This window comes from Kribbella pratensis (assembly GCF_004366075.1).
Lineage (GTDB): Bacteria > Actinomycetota > Actinomycetes > Propionibacteriales > Kribbellaceae > Kribbella > Kribbella pratensis.
In genome coordinates this window covers 1,198,871-1,218,601 of record NZ_SODU01000003.1, presented here as the reverse complement: position 1 = coordinate 1,218,601, position 19,731 = coordinate 1,198,871, and the positions used below count along the sequence as shown (strand labels likewise).

At 68.1% G+C, this 19,731-nt stretch carries 16 protein-coding genes; 12 read left to right on the top strand and 4 right to left on the bottom strand.

The annotated features are described in order from the left end of the window. Positions 1-131 precede the first annotated feature (131 nt). Positions 132-926 carry a methyltransferase domain-containing protein gene (locus EV137_RS30125; protein WP_134131619.1) on the top strand — a complete coding sequence of 265 codons (795 nt, stop codon included), beginning with the start codon at positions 132-134 and terminating at the stop codon, positions 924-926. A gap of 208 nt (positions 927-1,134) precedes the next feature. Here EV137_RS30125 and EV137_RS30120 read toward each other — a convergent pair whose 3' ends face one another. Further along, on the bottom strand, positions 1,135-1,941 hold the full coding sequence (locus EV137_RS30120; protein ID WP_134131618.1) for a TrmH family RNA methyltransferase: 807 nt from the start codon (positions 1,939-1,941) through the stop codon (positions 1,135-1,137). Positions 1,942-2,065: 124 nt separating this feature from the next. Further along, positions 2,066-3,106: a LacI family DNA-binding transcriptional regulator gene (locus EV137_RS30115; protein WP_134131979.1), complete on the bottom strand. Its 1,041-nt coding sequence runs from the start codon at positions 3,104-3,106 to the stop codon at positions 2,066-2,068. A gap of 249 nt (positions 3,107-3,355) precedes the next feature. Between EV137_RS30115 and EV137_RS30110 the strand changes: the two genes are divergently transcribed. The 11 genes from EV137_RS30110 (at position 3,356) to EV137_RS30060 (ending at position 17,350) form a co-directional block, all read left to right on the top strand. Beyond that, complete coding sequence (locus EV137_RS30110; protein WP_134131617.1) at positions 3,356-4,642, top strand: extracellular solute-binding protein; 1,287 nt, start codon at positions 3,356-3,358, stop codon at positions 4,640-4,642. Beyond that, complete coding sequence (locus EV137_RS30105) at positions 4,639-5,592, top strand: carbohydrate ABC transporter permease (protein ID WP_202871198.1); 954 nt, start codon at positions 4,639-4,641, stop codon at positions 5,590-5,592. Before EV137_RS30110 ends, EV137_RS30105 begins: the two co-directional genes overlap by 4 nt. After that, positions 5,579-6,460, top strand: a complete 882-nt coding sequence (locus tag EV137_RS30100) for a carbohydrate ABC transporter permease (protein WP_238175632.1) — start codon at positions 5,579-5,581, stop codon at positions 6,458-6,460. The genes EV137_RS30105 and EV137_RS30100 overlap by 14 nt, the downstream gene beginning before the upstream one ends. Positions 6,461-6,495: 35 nt before the next feature. Next, complete coding sequence (locus tag EV137_RS30095) at positions 6,496-7,260, top strand: SDR family NAD(P)-dependent oxidoreductase (protein ID WP_134131616.1); 765 nt, start codon at positions 6,496-6,498, stop codon at positions 7,258-7,260. Next, positions 7,248-9,008 (top strand): heparinase II/III domain-containing protein, encoded by a 1,761-nt coding sequence (locus tag EV137_RS30090; RefSeq protein ID WP_134131615.1) that lies wholly within the window; start codon positions 7,248-7,250, stop codon positions 9,006-9,008. The genes EV137_RS30095 and EV137_RS30090 overlap by 13 nt, the downstream gene beginning before the upstream one ends. Continuing rightward, on the top strand, positions 9,008-10,987 hold the full coding sequence (locus EV137_RS30085) for a heparinase II/III family protein (protein WP_134131614.1): 1,980 nt from the start codon (positions 9,008-9,010) through the stop codon (positions 10,985-10,987). Before EV137_RS30090 ends, EV137_RS30085 begins: the two co-directional genes overlap by 1 nt. 158 nt (positions 10,988-11,145) lie before the next feature. Beyond that, a complete protein-coding gene (locus EV137_RS30080) occupies positions 11,146-11,637 on the top strand; it encodes a hypothetical protein (protein ID WP_202871197.1) in 492 nt (163 codons plus the stop codon). Positions 11,638-11,684: 47 nt separating this feature from the next. Then, the gene (locus EV137_RS30075; protein ID WP_134131612.1) at positions 11,685-12,737 is read left to right on the top strand and encodes a DUF1565 domain-containing protein; all 1,053 of its coding nucleotides are present in this window, start codon (positions 11,685-11,687) and stop codon (positions 12,735-12,737) included. 449 nt (positions 12,738-13,186) lie between these two features. Then, a complete protein-coding gene (locus EV137_RS30070; RefSeq protein ID WP_202871196.1) occupies positions 13,187-14,023 on the top strand; it encodes a GDSL-type esterase/lipase family protein in 837 nt (278 codons plus the stop codon). Positions 14,024-14,033: 10 nt separating this feature from the next. After that, entirely contained in the window at positions 14,034-16,343 is a 2,310-nt protein-coding gene (locus EV137_RS30065) for a polysaccharide lyase 8 family protein (protein WP_134131610.1), read from the top strand. Positions 16,344-16,369: 26 nt separating this feature from the next. After that, positions 16,370-17,350: an acetylxylan esterase gene (locus EV137_RS30060; protein WP_134131609.1), complete on the top strand. Its 981-nt coding sequence runs from the start codon at positions 16,370-16,372 to the stop codon at positions 17,348-17,350. Here the strand turns inward: EV137_RS30060 and EV137_RS30055 are convergent. Both EV137_RS30055 and EV137_RS30050 read right to left on the bottom strand, forming a co-directional pair. Further along, a complete protein-coding gene (locus tag EV137_RS30055) occupies positions 17,313-18,530 on the bottom strand; it encodes a hypothetical protein (RefSeq protein WP_134131608.1) in 1,218 nt (405 codons plus the stop codon). The genes EV137_RS30060 and EV137_RS30055 overlap by 38 nt on opposite strands. A gap of 84 nt (positions 18,531-18,614) precedes the next feature. After that, the gene (locus tag EV137_RS30050) at positions 18,615-19,613 is read right to left on the bottom strand and encodes a LacI family DNA-binding transcriptional regulator (RefSeq protein WP_134131607.1); all 999 of its coding nucleotides are present in this window, start codon (positions 19,611-19,613) and stop codon (positions 18,615-18,617) included. Between the last annotated feature and the right edge of the window lie 118 nt (positions 19,614-19,731).

Sequence of the window (19,731 nt, the reverse complement as noted above, 5' to 3'; positions counted from 1 at the left end):
CACCCGCGGACACAGGCCCGGTCTGGCCATATTCGGTCACGTACGTCGTCTCGTATTGCAAGATGATATGTCTCATTCAGTAAGATCCTGGGCTAGCGTGAGGACCATCGAGCAAGGCAAAGGAGCCTGGGATGAACAACGTGTACACGCACGGCCATCACGAGTCAGTCCTGCGGTCGCACAGCTGGCGGACCGCCGAGAACTCGGCCGGATACCTGCTTCCGCACCTGCGGCCCGGGATGTCGTTGCTCGATGTCGGCGCCGGTCCCGGCACGATCACCGCTGACCTGGCTCGCCTGGTCGAACCGGGCCGGACGACCGCGCTGGAGGCGAACGCCGCCGCACTCGACATCACCAAGGCGGCGTTCGAAAACCGGGAGCTCGACGTGCAGTTCGTCGTCGGCGACGTTCACGCACTGGATCTGCCGGACGACACGTACGACGTCGTGCACGCGCATCAGGTTCTGCAGCACGTCGCGGATCCCGTGCAGGCGCTGCGGGAGATGCGGCGCGTGTGCAAGCCCGGTGGCATTGTCGCGGTCCGCGACTCGGACTATCACGGCTTCGTCTGGTACCCGGAGCTTCCCGAACTGGACGAATGGATGGCGCTCTACCAGCGGATGGCGCGCGCGAACAGGGGTGAACCGGACGCGGGCCGGCGCCTGCTGTCGTGGGCGCTCGCGGCCGGCTTCGAGCAGGCGGAAGCGACCACGTCGACCTGGGCGTTCGCCAACCCGGAAGATCGTGCCTTCTGGGGCGGCATGTGGGCGGACCGCATCCTCGAGTCGGCTCTGGCGGATCAGGCGCGCGCATCCGGCGTACCGGAGCAGCAACTCGAGGCGATCTCCCAGGCGTGGCGGACCTGGGCCGACACCCCCGACGCCTGCATCTCCATCCTCCACGGCGAACTACTCTGCACCGCGTGAGCACACCCCATCTCCTCGCCGACCGTCGCTCGACCAGCCCGGCGCCATTTGCTGGGTTGACCAGGCAATTTGCTGGGTTGGCCAGCCAAACTGGGGCTTCGTGACCGAAACTCAGGGTGTGGAACCCCGCATTTCGCTGGCTGACCCATCAAATTCGCTGGTTGACCCAGCAAATGTGGACGACGGTTACGGGCGGTGGGGGATGTGGTCAGTGGGGAGAGTGTGAGCGCTGGCGGGAGATTTCGTAGAGGACCGCGGTTGCGGCGTTGGCGGCGTTGAGGGAGCTGGCCGATCCGGTGATCGGGATCCGGACCAGGTGGTCGGCGGCTTCCTTCCACGCCGTACTCAGGCCTGCGGTCTCGTTGCCGATCAGCAGCAGGACAGGCTGGGTGAAGTCGAAGTCGTAGACGTCGGTCGACCCGTGCTCGTCGGTGCCGACCACGACGACCGGCTGCGTGGACCGGCGTACCCAATCGAGGACTTCGCGATGAGAGGGCGCGCGTACGGCGGGAACCGCGAACAGCGATCCCGTCGTCGCGCGGACTGCCTTCGGGTCGTAGACGTCGGCGGCATGCCCGGTCACGATCACCCCGTCGGCGCCGAACGCGTCGGCGGAGCGGATGATCGACCCGATGTTCCCCGGCCCGGTCGGCCGGTCGAAGACGACGCCCAGGAACTCCGGTCCGACCGGGATCCGATCGAGATCGTCCGCAGGCAGCTCCAGTACGGCGATCAGCTCGGGCTCCTCCTTCTCGCCGAGCTCGGCCAGCAGCTCCGGCACCATCGCGACCCGCTCGACGTCCGGCAGCCGCTGCAGCAGGTCGGAAGCCCAGCGGGACAAGGGGCGGGATGCGTCGGTGATGACGGTGCGCACCGGCCAACCGTTGTCCACGGCAACCGAAATCGGGCGCACGCCCTGCACCAGGAACTCGCCGGACCGCTGCCGTTTGGTGCGATTGGTCAGCGACGCCTGCCACACCTGGAACCGAGCGTTCCGCGAGGAGATCCGTTGCACCGCCCCACCCTACGACGACGACGCGCCCGCGACACCCGGCTGCCGCGCCTCGGGGCCGCAGGCCGCGGCGGCAGAGCCGGCACCTCACCCCGGGACCTCGCGCCCGGGGTTCCGGGGCGGAGTGTCAGGTCGGTGGTGCGGTTGATTCGCGGACGATGAGTTCGGGGCGGAACAGCAGGGACTGGCCCTGGGTCGGTCCGGAGTCGTCCAGGCGGGATCGGAGTTGGGTGAACGCGGCCGCCGCCATCTCCTTCATCGGCTGCCGCACCGTGGTGAGCGTCGGCGCGTACAGATCCGCGAGCACGATGTCGTCGAACCCGACCACCGACACGTCCTTGCCCACCTCGAGACCGCCGTCCCGCAGCCCGCGGCAGACCCCGAGCGCGCACATGTCGTTGATCGCGACGATCCCGGTCGGCGGCTCCTCCAGCGCGAGCAGCTCCGCCGCGGCCGCGCGACCCAACTCGGACGCCTCGACATCGCCGAAGTCGTCCGCATCGCCCTTGACCGGCGCCCGGACCGAAGTCGCCGGATCAATGCCCGCCTGTTCGAGACCGGCCGTGAACCCGCGGTACCGCTCCTTGCGGTTGACGCTCGCCAACGCGCCGGACACGAACGCCAGCCGACGATGCCCGAGATCCGTGAGGTGCTGGGTGGCGAGCTGACTGCCGATCGCGTTGTCGACGCTGATGCTGACGAGCGACGCGGGGTCGCCGGCCTGCGACGTACGGTCGAAGGCGACCAGTTGCAGCCCGCGCTCGACCAGCGGCATCACATGGTCGAGCGACGGCAGCGACGAGCACAGTACGACGCCGTGGACGCCGTCGGCCCACAACTCGTCGACGTAATCGCGCTCGCGCCGGGGATCGCGCTCGGAGTTGCAGAGCAGCACGTGGTACCCCTCGGCCAGCGCCGCGGACTCCAGGTGCCGCGCAAGCGCGCCCCAGAACGGGTTGCCCACCGAGGGGACGACGAGCCCGATCGTGGTGTTCCGGCCGGTGCGCAGTTGCCGGGCGGCCCGGTTCGGCCGGTAGCCGAGCTTGTCGATGGCGCGCTCGATCCGCTGCCGGGTCTCCGGCAGCATCCGGTGGTTGCGCCCGTTGAGCAGGTTCGACACCGTGCTCGGCGAGACGCCGGCCTCGGTCGCGACCTGCTGGATCGTCACCTCGCCAGTTCTCAATTCACCGCCCACCCGCGCATTCTGTCACCCCGTCGGTGCTGCCGTGTCGCAGTGCAACGATGCATCAGGTGGCGTCGAAAGTCCAGCGTGAAGTTGATGGCGCCGACCTCTTGACGTGCCATGAAATCCGTTCCTAGCATGCGGTGCATCGTTGCACCAGCCTCGCATAACTGCGCCGCTCCGGCTGGTAGATCGTTGCACCACTCCCTTCCGCAGCACCACGAAAGGCGCGCCATGGAGTACACCCGCAGATCAGTCCTGACGGCCCTCGGGCTCGGCGCGGTCGCCGCCGCCACCGGGTGCTCCGCGTCGTCCGGCAACAGCCAGGCGACCGCCGACGGACCCGTCGAAGGCGAGATCAGCCTGCTCACCCCGCTGTTCGAGGGCAGCACCGGCAAGGACCTGCTGGAGGGCAAGCTGCTGCCGGCGTTCAAGCAGAAGAACCCGAACGTCACGGTCAAGGTCGACTACACGACGTACGCCGCCCTGAACGAGAAGATCACCACCAGCCTGGCCGGGGGCCTGATGCCGGACGTGGTGATGCTCGGCGTCGGCTGGATCCCGCCGTTCGCGCACAAGAAGGTGCTCGCGCCGCTGCCCGACGACCTGGCCAAGCGGTACGAGTACGAGGACCGCGTCCTCGAGCCGTCCCGGTACGACGGCAAGCTGTACGCGTTGCCGATGGTCCTCGACACCCGCATCGTCACCTACCGCAAGGACCTGTTCGCCGAGGCCGGGATCAAGGCACCGCCGAAGGACTGGGCCGAACTGCGGGAGATGTCCAAGGAACTGGCCCGTAGCGACAGCTCCGGCAAGCTCAGCCGGGTGGGCTTCGACCCGTTCTCGATCGATCTCCGGCAGTGCTGGGAGACGTTCCTGTTCGCCAACGACGGCAACCTGTTCGACGAGAGCGGGCAGCAGGTCAAGTTCAACGACGACCGTGGCGTCGAGGCGTTGCAGCTGTTCCTCGACGTCATCAAGGACAAGTCCGCCGACTACTCGTTCAAGTCGGCCGCCGGTCAGCCGACCACCCTGCAGCAGGGTCGCTCCGCGATGATGATGTCGAACAACTCGCTCTGGGTGCAGCTCAAGAAACAGAACCCGGAGCTGCTCAAGGAGGACAAGGTCGGGGCGTTCATCCTGGCCAACAAGGTGCCCGCGATGCTGCAGGGCGGCACCATGGTGGCCCGCTCGGCCTCGTCCAAGCACGCCGCCGCGGCCCAGGCGCTGGTGGAGTTCATGGGTACGCCGGAATCCATCCTGCCGACCGCGGAACAACGCGGTTCCGTGCCCGGTGTCCAGGACCTGCGGACCTCGGACTACGTCAAGGAAAACGGTTTCGTGAAGCTTGCCCTGGACAACATGAGCAAGGCCCGGTCCGAGGGCGGTACGGCGGCCTGGATGGAGATCCGGGAGAAGATCAAGACCACCCTCGAGACCGCTGTGGTCGGCAAGCGGACCGCCAAGGAAGCGATCGACGAGCTCGCGAACCTGAGCAAGGAAGCGATTTCGCGACTGTGAGCGGAACGATGGCGCCGACGCGGGACCGGGTGCGCGCGACCGCATCCGGGCCCTCCGCTGCTCCGCCCCGGGGCCGGGGGCTGCAGCGTGCCCGCCGCCGGGCCGGTCTGCTGATGGTCGCGCCGGCCGTGCTGCACGCCCTGATCTGGATCGGCATCCCGCTGGTCGCCGCGGTCGTGCTGAGTTTCACGTCGTACGACGTGCTCACGCCGCCGCGTTTCATCGGCCTGGAAAATTTCCGTGATCTGCTTTCCGACAACGTTTTCCGGCGCGCCGTACTGAACACCAGCATCTACACGTTCTTCACGGTTCCGGTGGCGATGGGCATCGCGCTGCTGATCGCGCTGATGCTGAACACGCGGCTGGCCGGACGGGCGATCTTCCGGACTGCGATCTTCATTCCGCAGGTGACCGCGACGATCGCGGTGGCCCTGGTGTGGCTGTGGATCTACGACCCGCGGAGCGGTCTGGCCAACGCTGTCCTGTCGTTTCTCGGCCTCGACGGCCCGGCGTGGCTGTCGTCGACGGACTGGGCGATGCCGGCGGTGATCGTGGTCGGGATCTGGCAGGGGATCGGCCTGAAGATGCTGATCTACTTGGCTGCGCTGCAAAGTCTGCCGACCGATCTCTACGAGGCGGCGTCGGTGGACGGCGCGTCGAAGTTCCGGCAGTTCTTCAGCCTGACCCTGCCGTTGCTCCGGCCGGCGACGTTCTTCGTCTTCGTCACGTCGGTGATCGGCGCGTTCCAGTCGTTCGACCAGGTGTACATCCTGACCGACGGCGGGCCGGCCAACAGCACGACGATGATGACCTACGAAATCTACAAATCCGCTTTCCGGGAGTTCCGGATGGGATACGCGTGCGCGCAGAGCCTGGTGTTGTTCGCACTGCTGCTGTTCCTGACGTTGCTGAACCGGCGGATCACCGGAGGTGACCGTGCCACCCGTTGAGACCTCCGGCCGGGCCCGGACCGGCCGGATCGTCCTCTACCTGACCCTGACCGCGATCTCTGTGGTGATGATCGTGCCGTTCGTCTGGATGCTGCTCACCTCGGTGAAGAGCCCCGGCGACATCGCCGCGGTCCCACCGCGGTTGTTCCCGACGAAGTGGGCCTTCGGCAACTATGTGGACGCGTTGCACGCCGCGCCGTTCGCGACGTACGCGCGGAACAGCTTCGTGATCGCCGCGAGCCACACCGTGCTGAACGTGCTGATCGCCTCGATGGCGGGGTACGCGCTGGCGCGGCTGCGGTTCCGGGGCAGTTCGCTGATCTTCCTCGCGTTCGTCGGGGCGCTGATGATCCCGACGTACACGAAGATCCTGCCGGAGTTCCTGATCGTGCGGTTCATGCCGCTGTTCGGCGGGAACGACATCACCGGGCAGGGCGGCACCGGGTGGCTGGACACCTGGTGGGCGCTGATCATCCCGGGCGCGGTCAGCCCGTTCTCGGTGTTCCTGTTCCGGCAGTTCTACCTGGACCTGCCGGTGGAACTGGAGGAGGCGGCCCGGCTGGACGGACTCGGTGAGCTGGGCATCTACGCGCGGATCATGACGCCGCTGGTGAAGCCGGCGTTCATCACGGTCGCGCTGCTCACGTTCGAGGGGTCGTGGAACAACTTCCTCTGGCCGCTGCTGGTGACCAAGAGCGACAGTCTGCGAGTGATCCAGGTCGGACTTTCCGTTTTCCGCACCGAGAACGACACCCAGTGGGCGTTCCTGATGGCCGGGACCACGCTGGCCACTGTGCCGATGGTGGTGCTGTTCCTGATCGGGCAGCGCTACTTCGTCCAAGGTTTCGCGACCGCGGGCATCAAATGACACTCAGCTGATACTGACTGAAAGGACTGTTTTCTATGACCGGGGAACTGCAGGGGACGCGCGCGCTGGTGACCGGTGCCGGGCACGGCATCGGCCGCGGGATCGCGCTCGGCCTGGCGGCGGCCGGCGCGGACGTGGTGGTGCATTACGGAAAGTCCGCCGATGCGGCCGCGCAGACCGTTTCCGACATCGAGGAGCTCGGCCGGAAAGCGATCGCGGTCGGCGCCGACGTGACGAGCACGGCGGACGTCGACCGGCTGCTCGACGAAACGGCCGGTTTCCTCGGCGGTCTCGACGTCCTGGTCTGCAACGCCGGTCACCTGATCGGGCGGGTCAAGGTGGAGGACATGACCGACGAGCACTTCCAGCAGGTCGTGGACGTGAACCTGGGCGCGACGTTCCGGACCACCCGGGCCGCGATTCCGCACCTCGCGCAGTCGGCGAACCCGCGGATCATCACGATGGCCTCGCTCGCCGCGCACAACGGCGGCGGTCCCGGGTCGGTCATCTATGCGGCGGCGAAGGCCGGGATCCGCGGGTTCACCAAGGGCCTGGCGAAGGAGCTCGGGCCGCAGGGGATCACGGTCAACGCGGTCGCGCCGGGGTACATCGCCGAGACGGCGTTCCATCAAACGTTTTCCACCGAGGCGGCGCAGGCGAACATGGTCGCGGGCACGCCGATCGGCCGCGCCGGGCAGGTCGAGGACGTGGCGAACGCGGTACGGTTCCTGGCGTTGCCGGCGTCCGGGTACCTGACCGGGATCACCATCGACATCGACGGTGGCACGTGGCCGCGCTGAACGGAAATCCGCCGACGGAACGCGGTGGCTGGTGGCACGAGTACGTGTGCCCGGCCCATGGCCTCGAGTTGGCGCACGTCGGATTCGATTCCGGAAACTTTCCGGCCGGTGGGGTGCCGTGTTCCTACGGTTGCCGGGTCGACACGCCCGCGGTGCGCGGCGCGTGGACCGTGCTGGCACATCACTTCTGGGCGCGGCGGATCCGCTTGCTCTCGTACGACGGCGGTGGGGCTGAGCTGCTCGCGTCGTACGCGCGGTTGTATTCGGACCTCACGAAGGCGGGGGAGCACGAGCAGGCGCAAGGGTGGATGCAGCGCGGGCGGCTCTTTCATCAAGCGCTCACCGATGCGGTGTGGGGTGTGCCGATCGCACACTCGATCCTGAACCTGGCTGGGCGGGCCGAACTGCGTGAGACGTTGCCGATGCTCGATGACATGGTTGCAGGGGCGCACCGGGCGCGTGAGGCGATGGTTGCCCAGGACAAATTCTCGTCCAACTACACGGCGTGGTTCAACGCGCTCGGTACGACGGCAAGCCAGGCGGCCGCGGCCGTTCGCGGTGAGGTGTGGTCCGGGGAGAAGCAGTGGCTGACCGGCGAGCATGGGCAGTTCGCGCACTTGGATGTGGCGACCGGCGCGGACGGCTGGGAGTGGGAGGCCAGCACGTACTACCACGGCTTCGTACTGCGCGCTTATCTGCTGAGCCTGCGTGGCTTCGACCCGTCGCTGGTGCCCGACCGCCTGGAGAAGATGATCACGGCCCTCGCCTCGATCGCCACCGATGGAGGCATTCTCCCGGCACTCCACGACGGCCCATATCTGCGGGTCCCGCTGGCACTTGAGTGGCTGGAGATCGTCGCGCTGGCCCGTCAGTTCACAACAGCTCATGCTCTGGACGCCGTCGCTGCTCGGGCTCTGGCAGAGGTCGGCTCGGAGTACGACGGCCTGGAGGACAAGCTCACCGGATGGTTCGGCGGCCCGCCTCGCGCCGCGGAGCCAACCTCGTTCCAGGGCACACACCTGAGCTCGTCCTATCTGGTGATTCGCGTGCCCGGGATTCACGCGATCCTCGACCACGGGCCGCACGGTGGCTCTCACGGGCACCACGACAAGCTCGCGCTCTACCTGTACGGCGCGACTACGCCGTGGCAACCCGATCCCGGTCAGGTCCCGTACGGGCATGCCCAATGGCGCGCCCACTACAAGTCCGTCGCCGCGCATCCGACGATCCGCATCGACAACCTCGAACCCGCCGAGGCAACGGGCGAGTTGACGCACGTCGAGGACTCGGTGACGGCCACGATCGACGGTTGGTACGACGGTGTACGTGCGATGCGGAAGTTGATTGCTGGAGACAACTACCTGGTGGATGTCGTCCGGGTGACAGCGGATCGCGAGCGCGAGATCGTCCTGCAGTTCCGGCCCGATGTCGAGCTGACCGTGGAGGTTGGACCGGACGCGATCCGGACAACTTGGGTCGGCGACGAGACGCTGTACGGATACCACGTCGGCGGTGTTCCCGTTGACGCTGCGGCGGGCGACGTCGTACTGGGTGGCGCTGTGCCGGTGGTTCGGCCGGGGCCTGGGCCGGCTGATGATCCGCAGCGGGTGCGGACGTGGGTCGACTGGACGGTGGTCGGTGCGGACGCGACGTACTGCTCTGTCTACTCGACCGAGCCTGTGGACGTGCGGCTGCTCGGGGACGTGCTCGCCGTCGACGGGCATGAGCATCCGATCGGAGGGCTGTGATGTTCGACGATCGGATCGCGGAGGTGCGTGACGGGCTCGACGGGCGGTATGCCGCGCAGTGGCGGCGGTTGCGGGAGCAGTGCGACTGGTACCGAACGCAGACCCCGCCGACCGAGCACCCGTCCGCGAGCATCACCTACTTCGGCCCGGCCGCCGCGAACCTCGCGCTCGCCTACCGGCTGACCGGCAACGAGGGCTACCGGTCTGAGGCAGCCCGCTGGATCTCGGCCGCAATCGGTTTCCCCCATTGGGGCAAGGCGCACCTGCCGGACCACGATCTCGACGCGGGGTGGTTGCTCCATGGCTTGTCCCTCGCCTCCACCTGGCTCGGCGACGACTTCGAGTTGGCCGACGAGTTGCGCGCCAAACTGGAGTTGCAGGGTTCGCGGTTGTACGAGTTCGCCGTCGAGTCCGAGGGCTCGTGGTGGAGTTCGTCGTACTGGCAGAACCACAACTGGATCTGTTACACCGGGCTCGCTGCTGCCGGGTACGCGCTGGGTCGCACCGAGTGGACCGAACGCGCCCGGCGGAACTTCGAGACAGTCATCGAGTTGCTGCCGGCGGACGGGTCGGACATGGAGGGCGTCGTCTACTGGCGGTACGGCGTTCCGTGGCTGGCGACGTACCTCGATCTGCTGCAGGACCAGGAAGGACTCGACTGGTGGGAGCGCTGCCGGTTCCTGGCGAACACGTTTTCCTACCGGTTGCAGCAGTGCGCGCCCGGGTTCGAGGAAAACATCGATCACGGCGACTGTCACGACCGGCGGAGCGGACACAGTGTTGCGCTGTACCGGAAACTGGCGTCCGCGTACCGGATCGGTGAGGCGCAGTGGCTGGCGGATCTCGTGTCCGAACGCTTCTTCTGGCGGGAGGCGTACGCGAGCGGCGTGAAGCCGGGCGTCATGCCGGAGGCGTACCTCGAGCTGCTCTGGTACGACGACTCGCTGCCGCCGGTCGATCCCGCGAAGACCGCGCCGCTTTCCGCGTACTTTCCGGACCTCGGCCTCGTCACGGCGCGGACCGGATGGGACGACGAGGCAACGATGGTGTCGTTCAAGGCGGCGCCGGGCGGCGGTCACCAAGCCTGGGAGATGTCCCACCGGCTGGACCGCGAGCGCGGATGGGACACGTTGAGCGCCGGGCATCATCATCCCGACTCGGGATCGTTCGTGCTGACGTCGCGGGGCGCGTTCCTGGCCGTGGACGAGGGATACAGCAACCGCAAGCGGGCGGGCGACCACAACCTGATCCTGGTCGACGGCCTCGGGTACGCCGACGAGGACAGGTATCACGTCTACAAGGGGATCCCGTACGAACGTCAGGCGCGGATGGTCGACGTATACGCGGTCGACGGGATGGCGCATGCCACCGCGCAGATCGCTGCGATGTACCCGCCCGAACTGGGCATCACGCGGCTCGATCGGACGCTGGTCTTCACCCCGGCGGGACGGCTCGTACTGCTGGATCGCTGTGCGGCCGACTCCCCGCGTGACTGGACTCTCCTGCTGCACGCCGACTGGCCGATCGAGTACGCCGACGAGATCGCGCTGCGATCCGGGTCCGCGCAGGCGTGGGTCCGATTCCACACGCCGCTGACCGTCGAGTCTGCGGTGACGGACGTCGAGGCCAACCCGACGTCCAGCACTCCCAGCCTTCGCCTGACCCGCACGATGCACACGCTCCGCGCCACCGCCCGTCAGTCGACGACCGCCACTCTCCTCACCACGATCGAGCCAACGTCCGCCCTCCACCCGACCCCGCCGACCGCTCGCCGGCTCGACCTCAGCCACGGCTTCGGCATCGCCTTCGACGACGAGACCGTCCTGCTCGCCGACGACGAGGGAGCACTGGACGCCCAGGCCATCACAATTGCCGCCGATGCGGCCGTCGGAGCGGGCGGCCACCTGCGGCACGCCGATCGTGATGGCGTGGCGGTCCGCGCCATCATCCGCACCGCAGACAGGACGGTCACCCTATGACCCGCCCCGCCGCCCAGCACCCACCCCGCACCACAGCCCAGGGAGCCGCCGCGGGTGTGGGTCGGCGGGGAGGGGGTGGGGTCGGTCGGCGGGCGTTGGAGTGGTTGGGGTGGGTTGCCAATCCGGCGGCGGCGGGGGCGGCGTTCACGGTGTTGTGTTTGGGGATCGTGACGTGGTTGCCGGCGTTGGCTGCGGTTGGGTTCGCGCTCAACCGGTGGCGGACCGACGGTGACGCGCGGTGTTTCACCGGCGTGTTCGTCGGCTGGCGCAAGTACTGGCGTCCGCTGCTCCCGCACTCCGTCCTGATGACGATCGCCGCAGTGATTGCCGCCAGCAACCTATCGTTCCTGTCCGGCCGATCGGGGCCGCTCGTCCTGACGCTGTTCATGATCCACGTCGGTCTGATCGCCGCCGCGGTCACCTACCACCTCGCGCTCGCCGTCGCCGCGGGCCGCGACCCATCCGGATCATCCGCCGACTGGCGCCGTACGGCGTTCCGGCTCGCCTTCACCTCCGTACCGCGCGGCACCGCACTCCTCGGTGCCGCCGTCGCCGCGCCTGTCTTCTCGCTCGTCGTACCAGCAGGTCCCCTGCTCCTCGGCACCACAGTTCCGGTTCTGGTCGGCCTGCTCGTCGCCGACCACTCCTAGCCAGACAGCACTCATAGGCAGCAAACCGCCCAACCAGGAGGACCACCATGTCCCGAGCTGTCCCGATCCTGCTTCTCGGCGCCGCGCTGGCGCTGCCCGCGGTCCCCGCGCACGCGGCGACCGACTACTACGTCGCCACCACCGGCAGCGACGCGAACTCCGGTACGTCGACCGGTACGCCGTTCGCGACCATCCAGAAAGCGCTTGATACCGCGCCCCGCGGAGCGACCGTACATCTTGCCTCCGGCACCTATCTCCAGGACGCGGTGACGATCAGGTCCGGCGTCACGATCACCGGCCCGTCGACCGCGGTCGTGAAAGGCGCCGGAAACTCGCGCATCTTCCAGATCCAGCACGACAGCGTCACGCTGGACGGGTTCACGATCGACGGGCTGTTCGGGTCGTCGTCCAGCAAGGACGGGTACCGGGACAAGCTCGTGTACGTGATGAGCACGTCGCCTGGTGACGGCGTGGGCACGCTGACGATCCGGAACATGCGGTTGAAGAACGCGGGCGGCGAGTGCCTGCGGCTGCGGTACCTGATCACGAACGCCGACGTCCACGACAACACCGTCGGCCCGTGCGGGGTGTACGACTTCAAGTTCAACGACGGCGGGAAGAACGGCGAGGGGATCTACCTCGGCACCGCGCCGGAGCAGCAGGGTCAGAACGGCGCACCGGACGCCCAGGCCGATCGCAGCCGGAACAACCACATCCATGACAACACAATCGCGACGTACGGCAACGAATGTGTCGACGTGAAGGAGAACTCCACCGCGAACGTGATCGAGCACAACGACTGCAGTCAGCAGAAGGACTCGAGCTCGGGCGGACTGGACGCCCGCGGCAACGGAAACACGTTCCGCTACAACACGATCCACGACAACACCGGCGCCGGCGTCCGCCTCGGCGGCGACACGGAAACCGATGGCGTCGACAACCACGTCTACGGAAACACGATCACGAACAACGCGTCGGGCGGCGTGAAGTTCATGCGGACGCCGCAGGGGCAGGTCTGCGGAAACACCATGTCAGGAAACACCGGCGGAGATTCCGTCGGCACCTACGCCGCCAACTTCACCCCCACGGCGGCCTGCTGATGAGTAGGCCCACCGACCGAACGGGCGACCCATCGGATGGGCGTCCCTCCGTGGGCGGTGTTGCGCGCCGCCCAGGCGCAGGCAGCGCAGACGGCGGTGTGTCGCGTCGCAGAGTCCTCGGCGGCGGGGCGGTCGGGATCCTTGGCACTGCGGTAGGCGCAACGTCGGCCGCTGCAGCCATCGCCGGCACCCCGGCGCCCACGAACTCGCGCGAACGCCGGTGGGCTGCGAGTTGGGCGACTGCGCAGACCGCTCCCACCGCCGCGGACGCCGATGCAACGAGCGGCTTCACCGATACCACCCTCCGATACAAACTCCGGCTCTCCGCCGGCACCACGTCTCAGGCGGGCGAGGGTGTTCCGGCGGTTGGTGGTGTGGCCGGCGCCGGTCCTGCGGTTCGGTTGCGGTTTGCGAATCCGTTTGGTTCTGGGCCTGTCGTCGTGGGGCCGGTGACGGCTAATGCCGAGCCGGTGTTGTTCGGCGGCGAGAAGGACGTAGTGCTGGCCGCAGGGGCGACCGTGGTGAGCGATCCGGTCGCTCTGGTCCTGCCGGATGGCGGGGATCTGGTGGTGAGCATGTACCTGCCCGGTCCGACCGGTCCGCTGAGCTTCCACCGGAACGTGCATGCGACCGGCTCCATCGGGGATCGCGCCACGAACTCGGTGTTCCTGCTCACTGGCGTCGATGTACCGGCGGCCGGACGTCAGGTGGTCGCGGTCCTCGGCGACTCGATCACCGAGGGCGTCGGCACACCGGACAATGCCAACCTCCGCTGGCCCGACCAGTACGCCGCGCGCTTCCGCCGGCGCCCCGCGATCGCCAACCTCGGGATCAGCGGAAACCGTGTTCTGCTCGACGACGCCCGCTTCGGACCCGGCGGTCAGTCCCGGTTCGATCGCGACGTACTCGGCCTGCCGAACGTCGCGACGCTGGTGATGTTCCTGGGCATCAACGACATCCAGCAACCGCCCAGCCAGACCGACCCGGCCCGGATCCTCCAGGCCTACGAGCAGTTGGTACGCCGCGCGCACGACCACGACCTCGAGGTGATCGGCGCGACCATCGGCCCGTTCAAGGGCTGGATCCGCTATACCGACGCACTCGACCAGGTCCGTAACCACGTCGACGCCGTACTCCGGCAAGGACGCCTCTTCGACCGACTCTTCGACGTCGACGCCGCGCTCCGCGACCCAGCGGATCCCGCCCGGCTCCGCCCCGAGTTCAACAGCGGTGACGGCCTACACCCCAACTCAGCCGGCGCAAGGGCGATCGCCCTAGCTCTTTGAGAGGACCCACATGCCTGACCTCACCCTCCGCCGCCGGAGTGTTCTCGGCGGAATGATCGGCGGGGCCGCACTCCTCGCCCTCCCGACACCTACCTGGGCTGCCACGTCCACCGACGAGCTCCGCCTCCGCTGGCAGACGCTGCTCACCGGCGGCCCGACCGTCGACCCCGCCGACCCGGATCTCGCCGTCGCGATCGCCCGCGTCGACCGCCTGGCCCAGTCCGCGCTCGCCACCCTCGACCGCTCGGCGAACCGCACCACCCTCTGGCCGGATCTCGCGAGTACAACGCTTTCCAACCACGTCGCCTCGAACTTCCGCCGGATCAAGCAGATCGCGGTCGCCTGGGCCACGAACGGATCGGCCTACCAAGGAAACGTCTCCGTTGCCGACGATATCCGCGGCGCCCTCGAATGGATGCACGCGAACCGCTACAGCCCCACACTGCCGCGGTACGACAACGACTACGACTGGGAGATCGGCGGCGCCTCCGCCTTCGCGGACACGCTGGTCCTGCTGTACGACGTGATTCCGGCGGACGTGCGTACGACGTACACGCAGGCCATCAACTACTACACGCCTGACCCGAACCTGTGGCGCGCCGACCGCCAGATCGCGACCGGCGCCAACCGGGTCTGGATCGCCACCGTGGTGGCAGTCCGCGCTGTCCTCGACGGCGACGCCGCGGCGCTCGTCCGCGTCCGCGACGCGATCAGTGACGTCGAGGGCAGTGGCGCGAACAGCGTGCTCGCCTTCAACGATGCGCCCGGCCGGATCGACGGAACCGGCGAGGGGTTCTACAGCGACGGATCGTTCCTGCAGCACTACAAGCATCCGTACAACGGCGGCTACGGCAAGGAACTGCTCGGAACGCTTTCCTCTCTGCTCTACCTGCTCGGCGGGACCGAGTGGACCGTCACCGATCCGGAGCTCGAGAACATCTACGGCTGGATCAACGACGCCTTCGATCCGCTGATGGTGCGCGGTGACCTGATGGGTTCGGTCTGCGGCCGTGAGATCGCCCGTCCCAGCAAGCAGAACCACGCGCCGACGCAGACGATCATCGAGGGCACGCTGCGGCTGATCCCGGCCGCCCCGGCGGAACGGGCCGCGCAACTGACCGCGCTGGTCAAGCAGTGGATCACCGAAGATACTTTCCGGGATTTCCTGACGGTGACCGATCCGGCCTCGCTGGTGGCGGCCCGGAACGTCCTCTCGTCGTCGGCAACGGCCCGCGGTCCGCTCGTCGTGCACAAGCAGTACCCCCGGATGGACAAGGTCGCGCACCACCGTCCGTCGTTCACGATCGGACTGAGCGCGTACTCGTCGCGGATCTACAACTACGAGTCGATCCAGACCGAGAACCTGCACGGCTGGCACCTGTCGGACGGGATGGTGCTGCTGTACGACGACGACCTCGGTCACTACTCGGGCGACTACTGGCCGACAGTCGATCCGTACCGGTTGCCGGGGACAACGATCGACACCCGGCGGCTGGCCGACTCCTACGGTTTCCGCAGTACCAGCGAAGCCGACTGGGTCGGGGGTGCAGCGGTTCCACGGCGGACGATCGGTGCCTACGGCATGGATCTGCGTGGGTACGGGACGAACCTGCGGGCGTTGAAGAGCTGGTTCCTGATCGACGACGTGATGGTGTGCCTGGGGTCGGACATCACCGGCGACGGCACGGTCGAGACGGTCGTCGAGAACCGCAAACTGCGCACCGGCACCGAGACCTTCACCGCCGCGCCGGGCTGGTGTCATCTCGAGGGAACCGGCGGCTACGTGTTCCCCGATCGCACTCCGGTGCAGACGCTGCGCGAGAACCGGACCGCGACCTGGCGGGAGATCAACCTCAAGTACGGAACGGACACCCCGGTGACCCGGCCCTACCAAACGGTGTGGTTCGCGCACGGTACGGCGCCGGTCGGAGAGGGCTACTTCTACGTGCAGCTGCCGACCGCAACCCTCGCGGAGACGAAGTCGTTCGCCGGCAAGCTCCCGGTCCAGAAACTACAGGCAGACAGTACGGCGCACGCGGTCCGGCTGCGCGACGTCCTGGCAGCCAACTTCTGGACTGCCGGCACCGTCGCCGAACTCACCGCGGACGGCCCGGCCTCGATCGTGGTCGCCGGCGGAACGGTCGCGATCTCGGATCCGACGCAGACCCGCACCTCGGTCACCGTCGACCTGGACAAGCCCGACCTGTTGCTGACGAAGGCCGATGCCGGCGTCACGGTCACCCGCCGTGGCCGCGGCTGGCGCATCGTCGTCGACACGACCGACCGCCACGGCAACGCCGCCACGGTCTGCTTCCACTGAGACGACCGCTACCGAAAGGAAAACTGATGCTGGTCGACATGCCCCTGGACCGGTTGCGTGAGTACCGGCCGGAGCCGGAGGAGCCCGCGGACTTCGACGCGTTCTGGAAGCAGACGCTCGATGACGCGGCCGGCCGCCCGATCGATACCCGGTTCACGCCGTACGACGCACGTCTTGCGACCGTCGAGGTCCAGGACGTCACGTTCAGCGGGTGGGGTGGTCAGCCGGTGAAGGCGTGGCTGCTCCTGCCGCGCCATCGCACCGGACCGCTGCCCGCGGTTGTGCAGTACATCGGCTACAACGGTGGCCGCGGAATCCCGTACGAGTGGCTGACCTGGAGCGCGGCCGGGTACGCGCACCTGATCATGGACAACCGCGGCCAGGGCGGTGGCGGAAAAACCGTTTCGGAAACTCCGGACATCGCGCCGGAAGGACACGGATCGTCGGCACCTGGTTTCCTGACCCGGGGAATCGAGGATCCGGCCAAGCACTACTACCGCCGGCTGATCACCGACGCGGTCCGTGCGGTCGACGCCGCGAAGAGCAGCCCGGACGTCGACAGCGATCGGGTCGCCGTGGTCGGTGGCAGCCAGGGCGGTGGGCTGGCGATCGCAGTCGCGGGTCTGCGCGCCGACCTGTCCGCCGCCATCGCCGACGTACCGTTCCTGTCGCACTACCGGCGCGCGTCACAGATCACCGACAACGGCCCGTACGCCGAGATCGCACGCTGGCTCAAGGGTCACCGGTTCGAGACCGAGACCGCGATCGGCACGCTGTCCTACTTCGACGCGGTGAACTTCGCCGCCCGGGCGACCTGCCCGGCGTGGTTCTCGGTCGCGCTGATGGACAACATCTGCCCACCGTCGACGGTGTTCGCGGCCTACCATCGGTACGCCGGTCCCGCGGAGATCGAGGTGTTCACCTACAACGGGCACGAAGGCGGCGCGGAGTACGACCTGCCGCGCAAGCTCAGTGCGCTCGCTTCCGCCTTCGGCCGCGATGCCTGAGGCGGAGCGCGCCCCAGAGGATCAACGCTGGTAGCCAGAGCAGCACCAGCCAGGGAAGCCGCCACCAGCCGGACCCGCCGTCGAGCTCCGGCTGGCCGCGACTTCCCTGGCCACCGGCGGCCTCTTCGGTGGAGACCAGGGGCCGGGCCGACGTCGACCAGGCCAGGAACGCATCCCCGATCGGCATCGCGCCGAACAGGTATCGCTTCGTCTTCAAGCCGCTGAACGGCAGGCCGACCAGCTCACCCTCGCGCGCCAGCCGATCCGCGAGCGGATCGTGGTGCACCCGCGCCGCGCCCATCGCGACGACGGTCGCGGACAAACTCCTCCCGAACACCAACGGCCCGGAATCGACATCGCCCTGGCCGGTCGTGCCCTTCGGGTACTCGCGAACGCCGAGCCCGGTGACGAACTTGTCCTTGAAGATCTCGTACTGCGTTCGCGCGAACGCCGGATCGACGTCGATCAGAAACCGCTGGATCATCGCCTGCGACGAACCGCGCGCGCCGGAAACCTGCGGAACGGCCTGGTGCGGGAGCAGCCTGGTCGCCGGATCCAGTTTCGTCGTCGCCGTGGTCACCCAGTTCTGCGCGATCTGCTCGAAGCGCGGTGCGACCAAAGCGTCGTACAGGCGCAGCGAGGCGATCGCGACGACCGAGTCGACCGGCCAGGCCTGCCCCGGGTACGCCGCCAGGAACGGGGTTTCCGCGGTCCGGAAAGCGGTGGCGATCTCCACCGATTCGCTGGTGAACCTGTCGCGGTCGGCGGCATCCGAATGCCCGAGCGCGATCAGCCCGCCGCGCAGCCAGTTCGTCCAGCCCGCGTAGAAAACGCCGTACTGCGGTTGCAGCGACTCGTCGAACGGAGCGGTTCCGTCCGTGGAGGCGATCCGCTCGAGCGCCCACCGCACCTCCGCGGTCGCGTCCGCGGATCGCTCGGGATCGTCGATGCCGACCTGGACCCAGGTCAGTCCGTACAGCACGTTCAGAAAGAAATAGCCCTCCGGAAACTGTTTCTGCGCGGCCACATCCGCGCCGCCTTCGAGCTCGGCCCGCAGGAACGCCAGCTGTTTCACCACGCCACGGGCGGGATCGGTCCACGGAAGGACCAGACGCGCGGTCCCCAGCCCCGCCATCAAGGTGGCAATGACCGCCACGCCGATCACCAGCTTGCGCAGCACTGCATCAATCTAGAGGGTTTTCGGCAACCAACGGCGGTCGTACGGGTGACCATCCGAAGACTGGACGGCCACCGCGCGACCCGCTCAGGTGCCGAGTGTCGACTCGCGGGTGATCAGGCGGGTGGGGAGAATCAGCTGGCCGCGGCGGGGCGAACCGGCGATGACGTCGAGGAGCAGGTTGGCCGTCCGGCGGCCGAGTTCCTCGAGCTCCATGTCGACGGTCGTGAGTGGTGGGCGGCTGGCCAGCGCCATCACGGACCAGTTGTCGTACCCGGTGACCGCGATGTCGTCGGGGACCGAGCGGCCGAGCTCGCGCAGGCGATCGCAGACGCCGCGGGCGATCTGGTCACTGCCGCAGGTGATCGCGTCCACCGTCGGCTGCGCCCGGAGCAGTACGTCGACCGCGTGCCGGCCCCAGCGCTCGCTCCACTCGCCGTACAGCGGCTGGCCGACGAACGCCTCCCGCGCGGCCCCCATGGTCGCCGCGGCCCGGATCTGTGCGCTGAGGTGTGACTCCGGCCCGGTGACGTGCGCGATCTGCTCGCGGCCGAGGGACAGCAGGTGCCGCGCGGCCGACGCGGCGCCGCCGTGGTCGTCGACGATCACCGACGTGTCGTCCGGATCGGTCGACGGGCTGAAGGCGTAGACGACCGGGATCGGCACGTCGATCGGCTCCCGCGCCTCGGTCCGCCGGCCGGTCACGATGATGCCGTCCACCCGGCGCGACACCAGCGACCTCAGGTAGTGCTGCTCGCGGAGCGGGTCGTCGCGGGTGTCGCAGAGGACCAGTGCCATCTCGCCCGCACTGAGCGCGTCCTCGGCGCCGAGCATGATCGGGATGCTGAACCGGCCGGAGCTGTCCGTGGTGATCAGACCGACCGTGAAACTGCGCCCGGACGCCAGCGCGCGGCCGCGGCTGTCCGGGGTGAAACCGAGCTGTTCGGCAGCCTGCCGGACGCGCTCGCGGGTCGCCGCGCGGAGCTGCCCGGTGTCGTTCAGCGCCTTCGACGCCGTGCTCGCCGAGACGCCGGCCAGCGCGGCCACGTCCTTGATCCCGGGCGTGCGGATGCTCCGTGACGCCATGCGGCAACTCCTTTCCTGAGGTTTCCGGCACAGTACCCCACGAATCGCCACCGGCTCGGAGTTTATCCACAGGCAGGGGTTGACCTGGCGCCGCAGGCTCTCTACCTTCGTCCAGGAA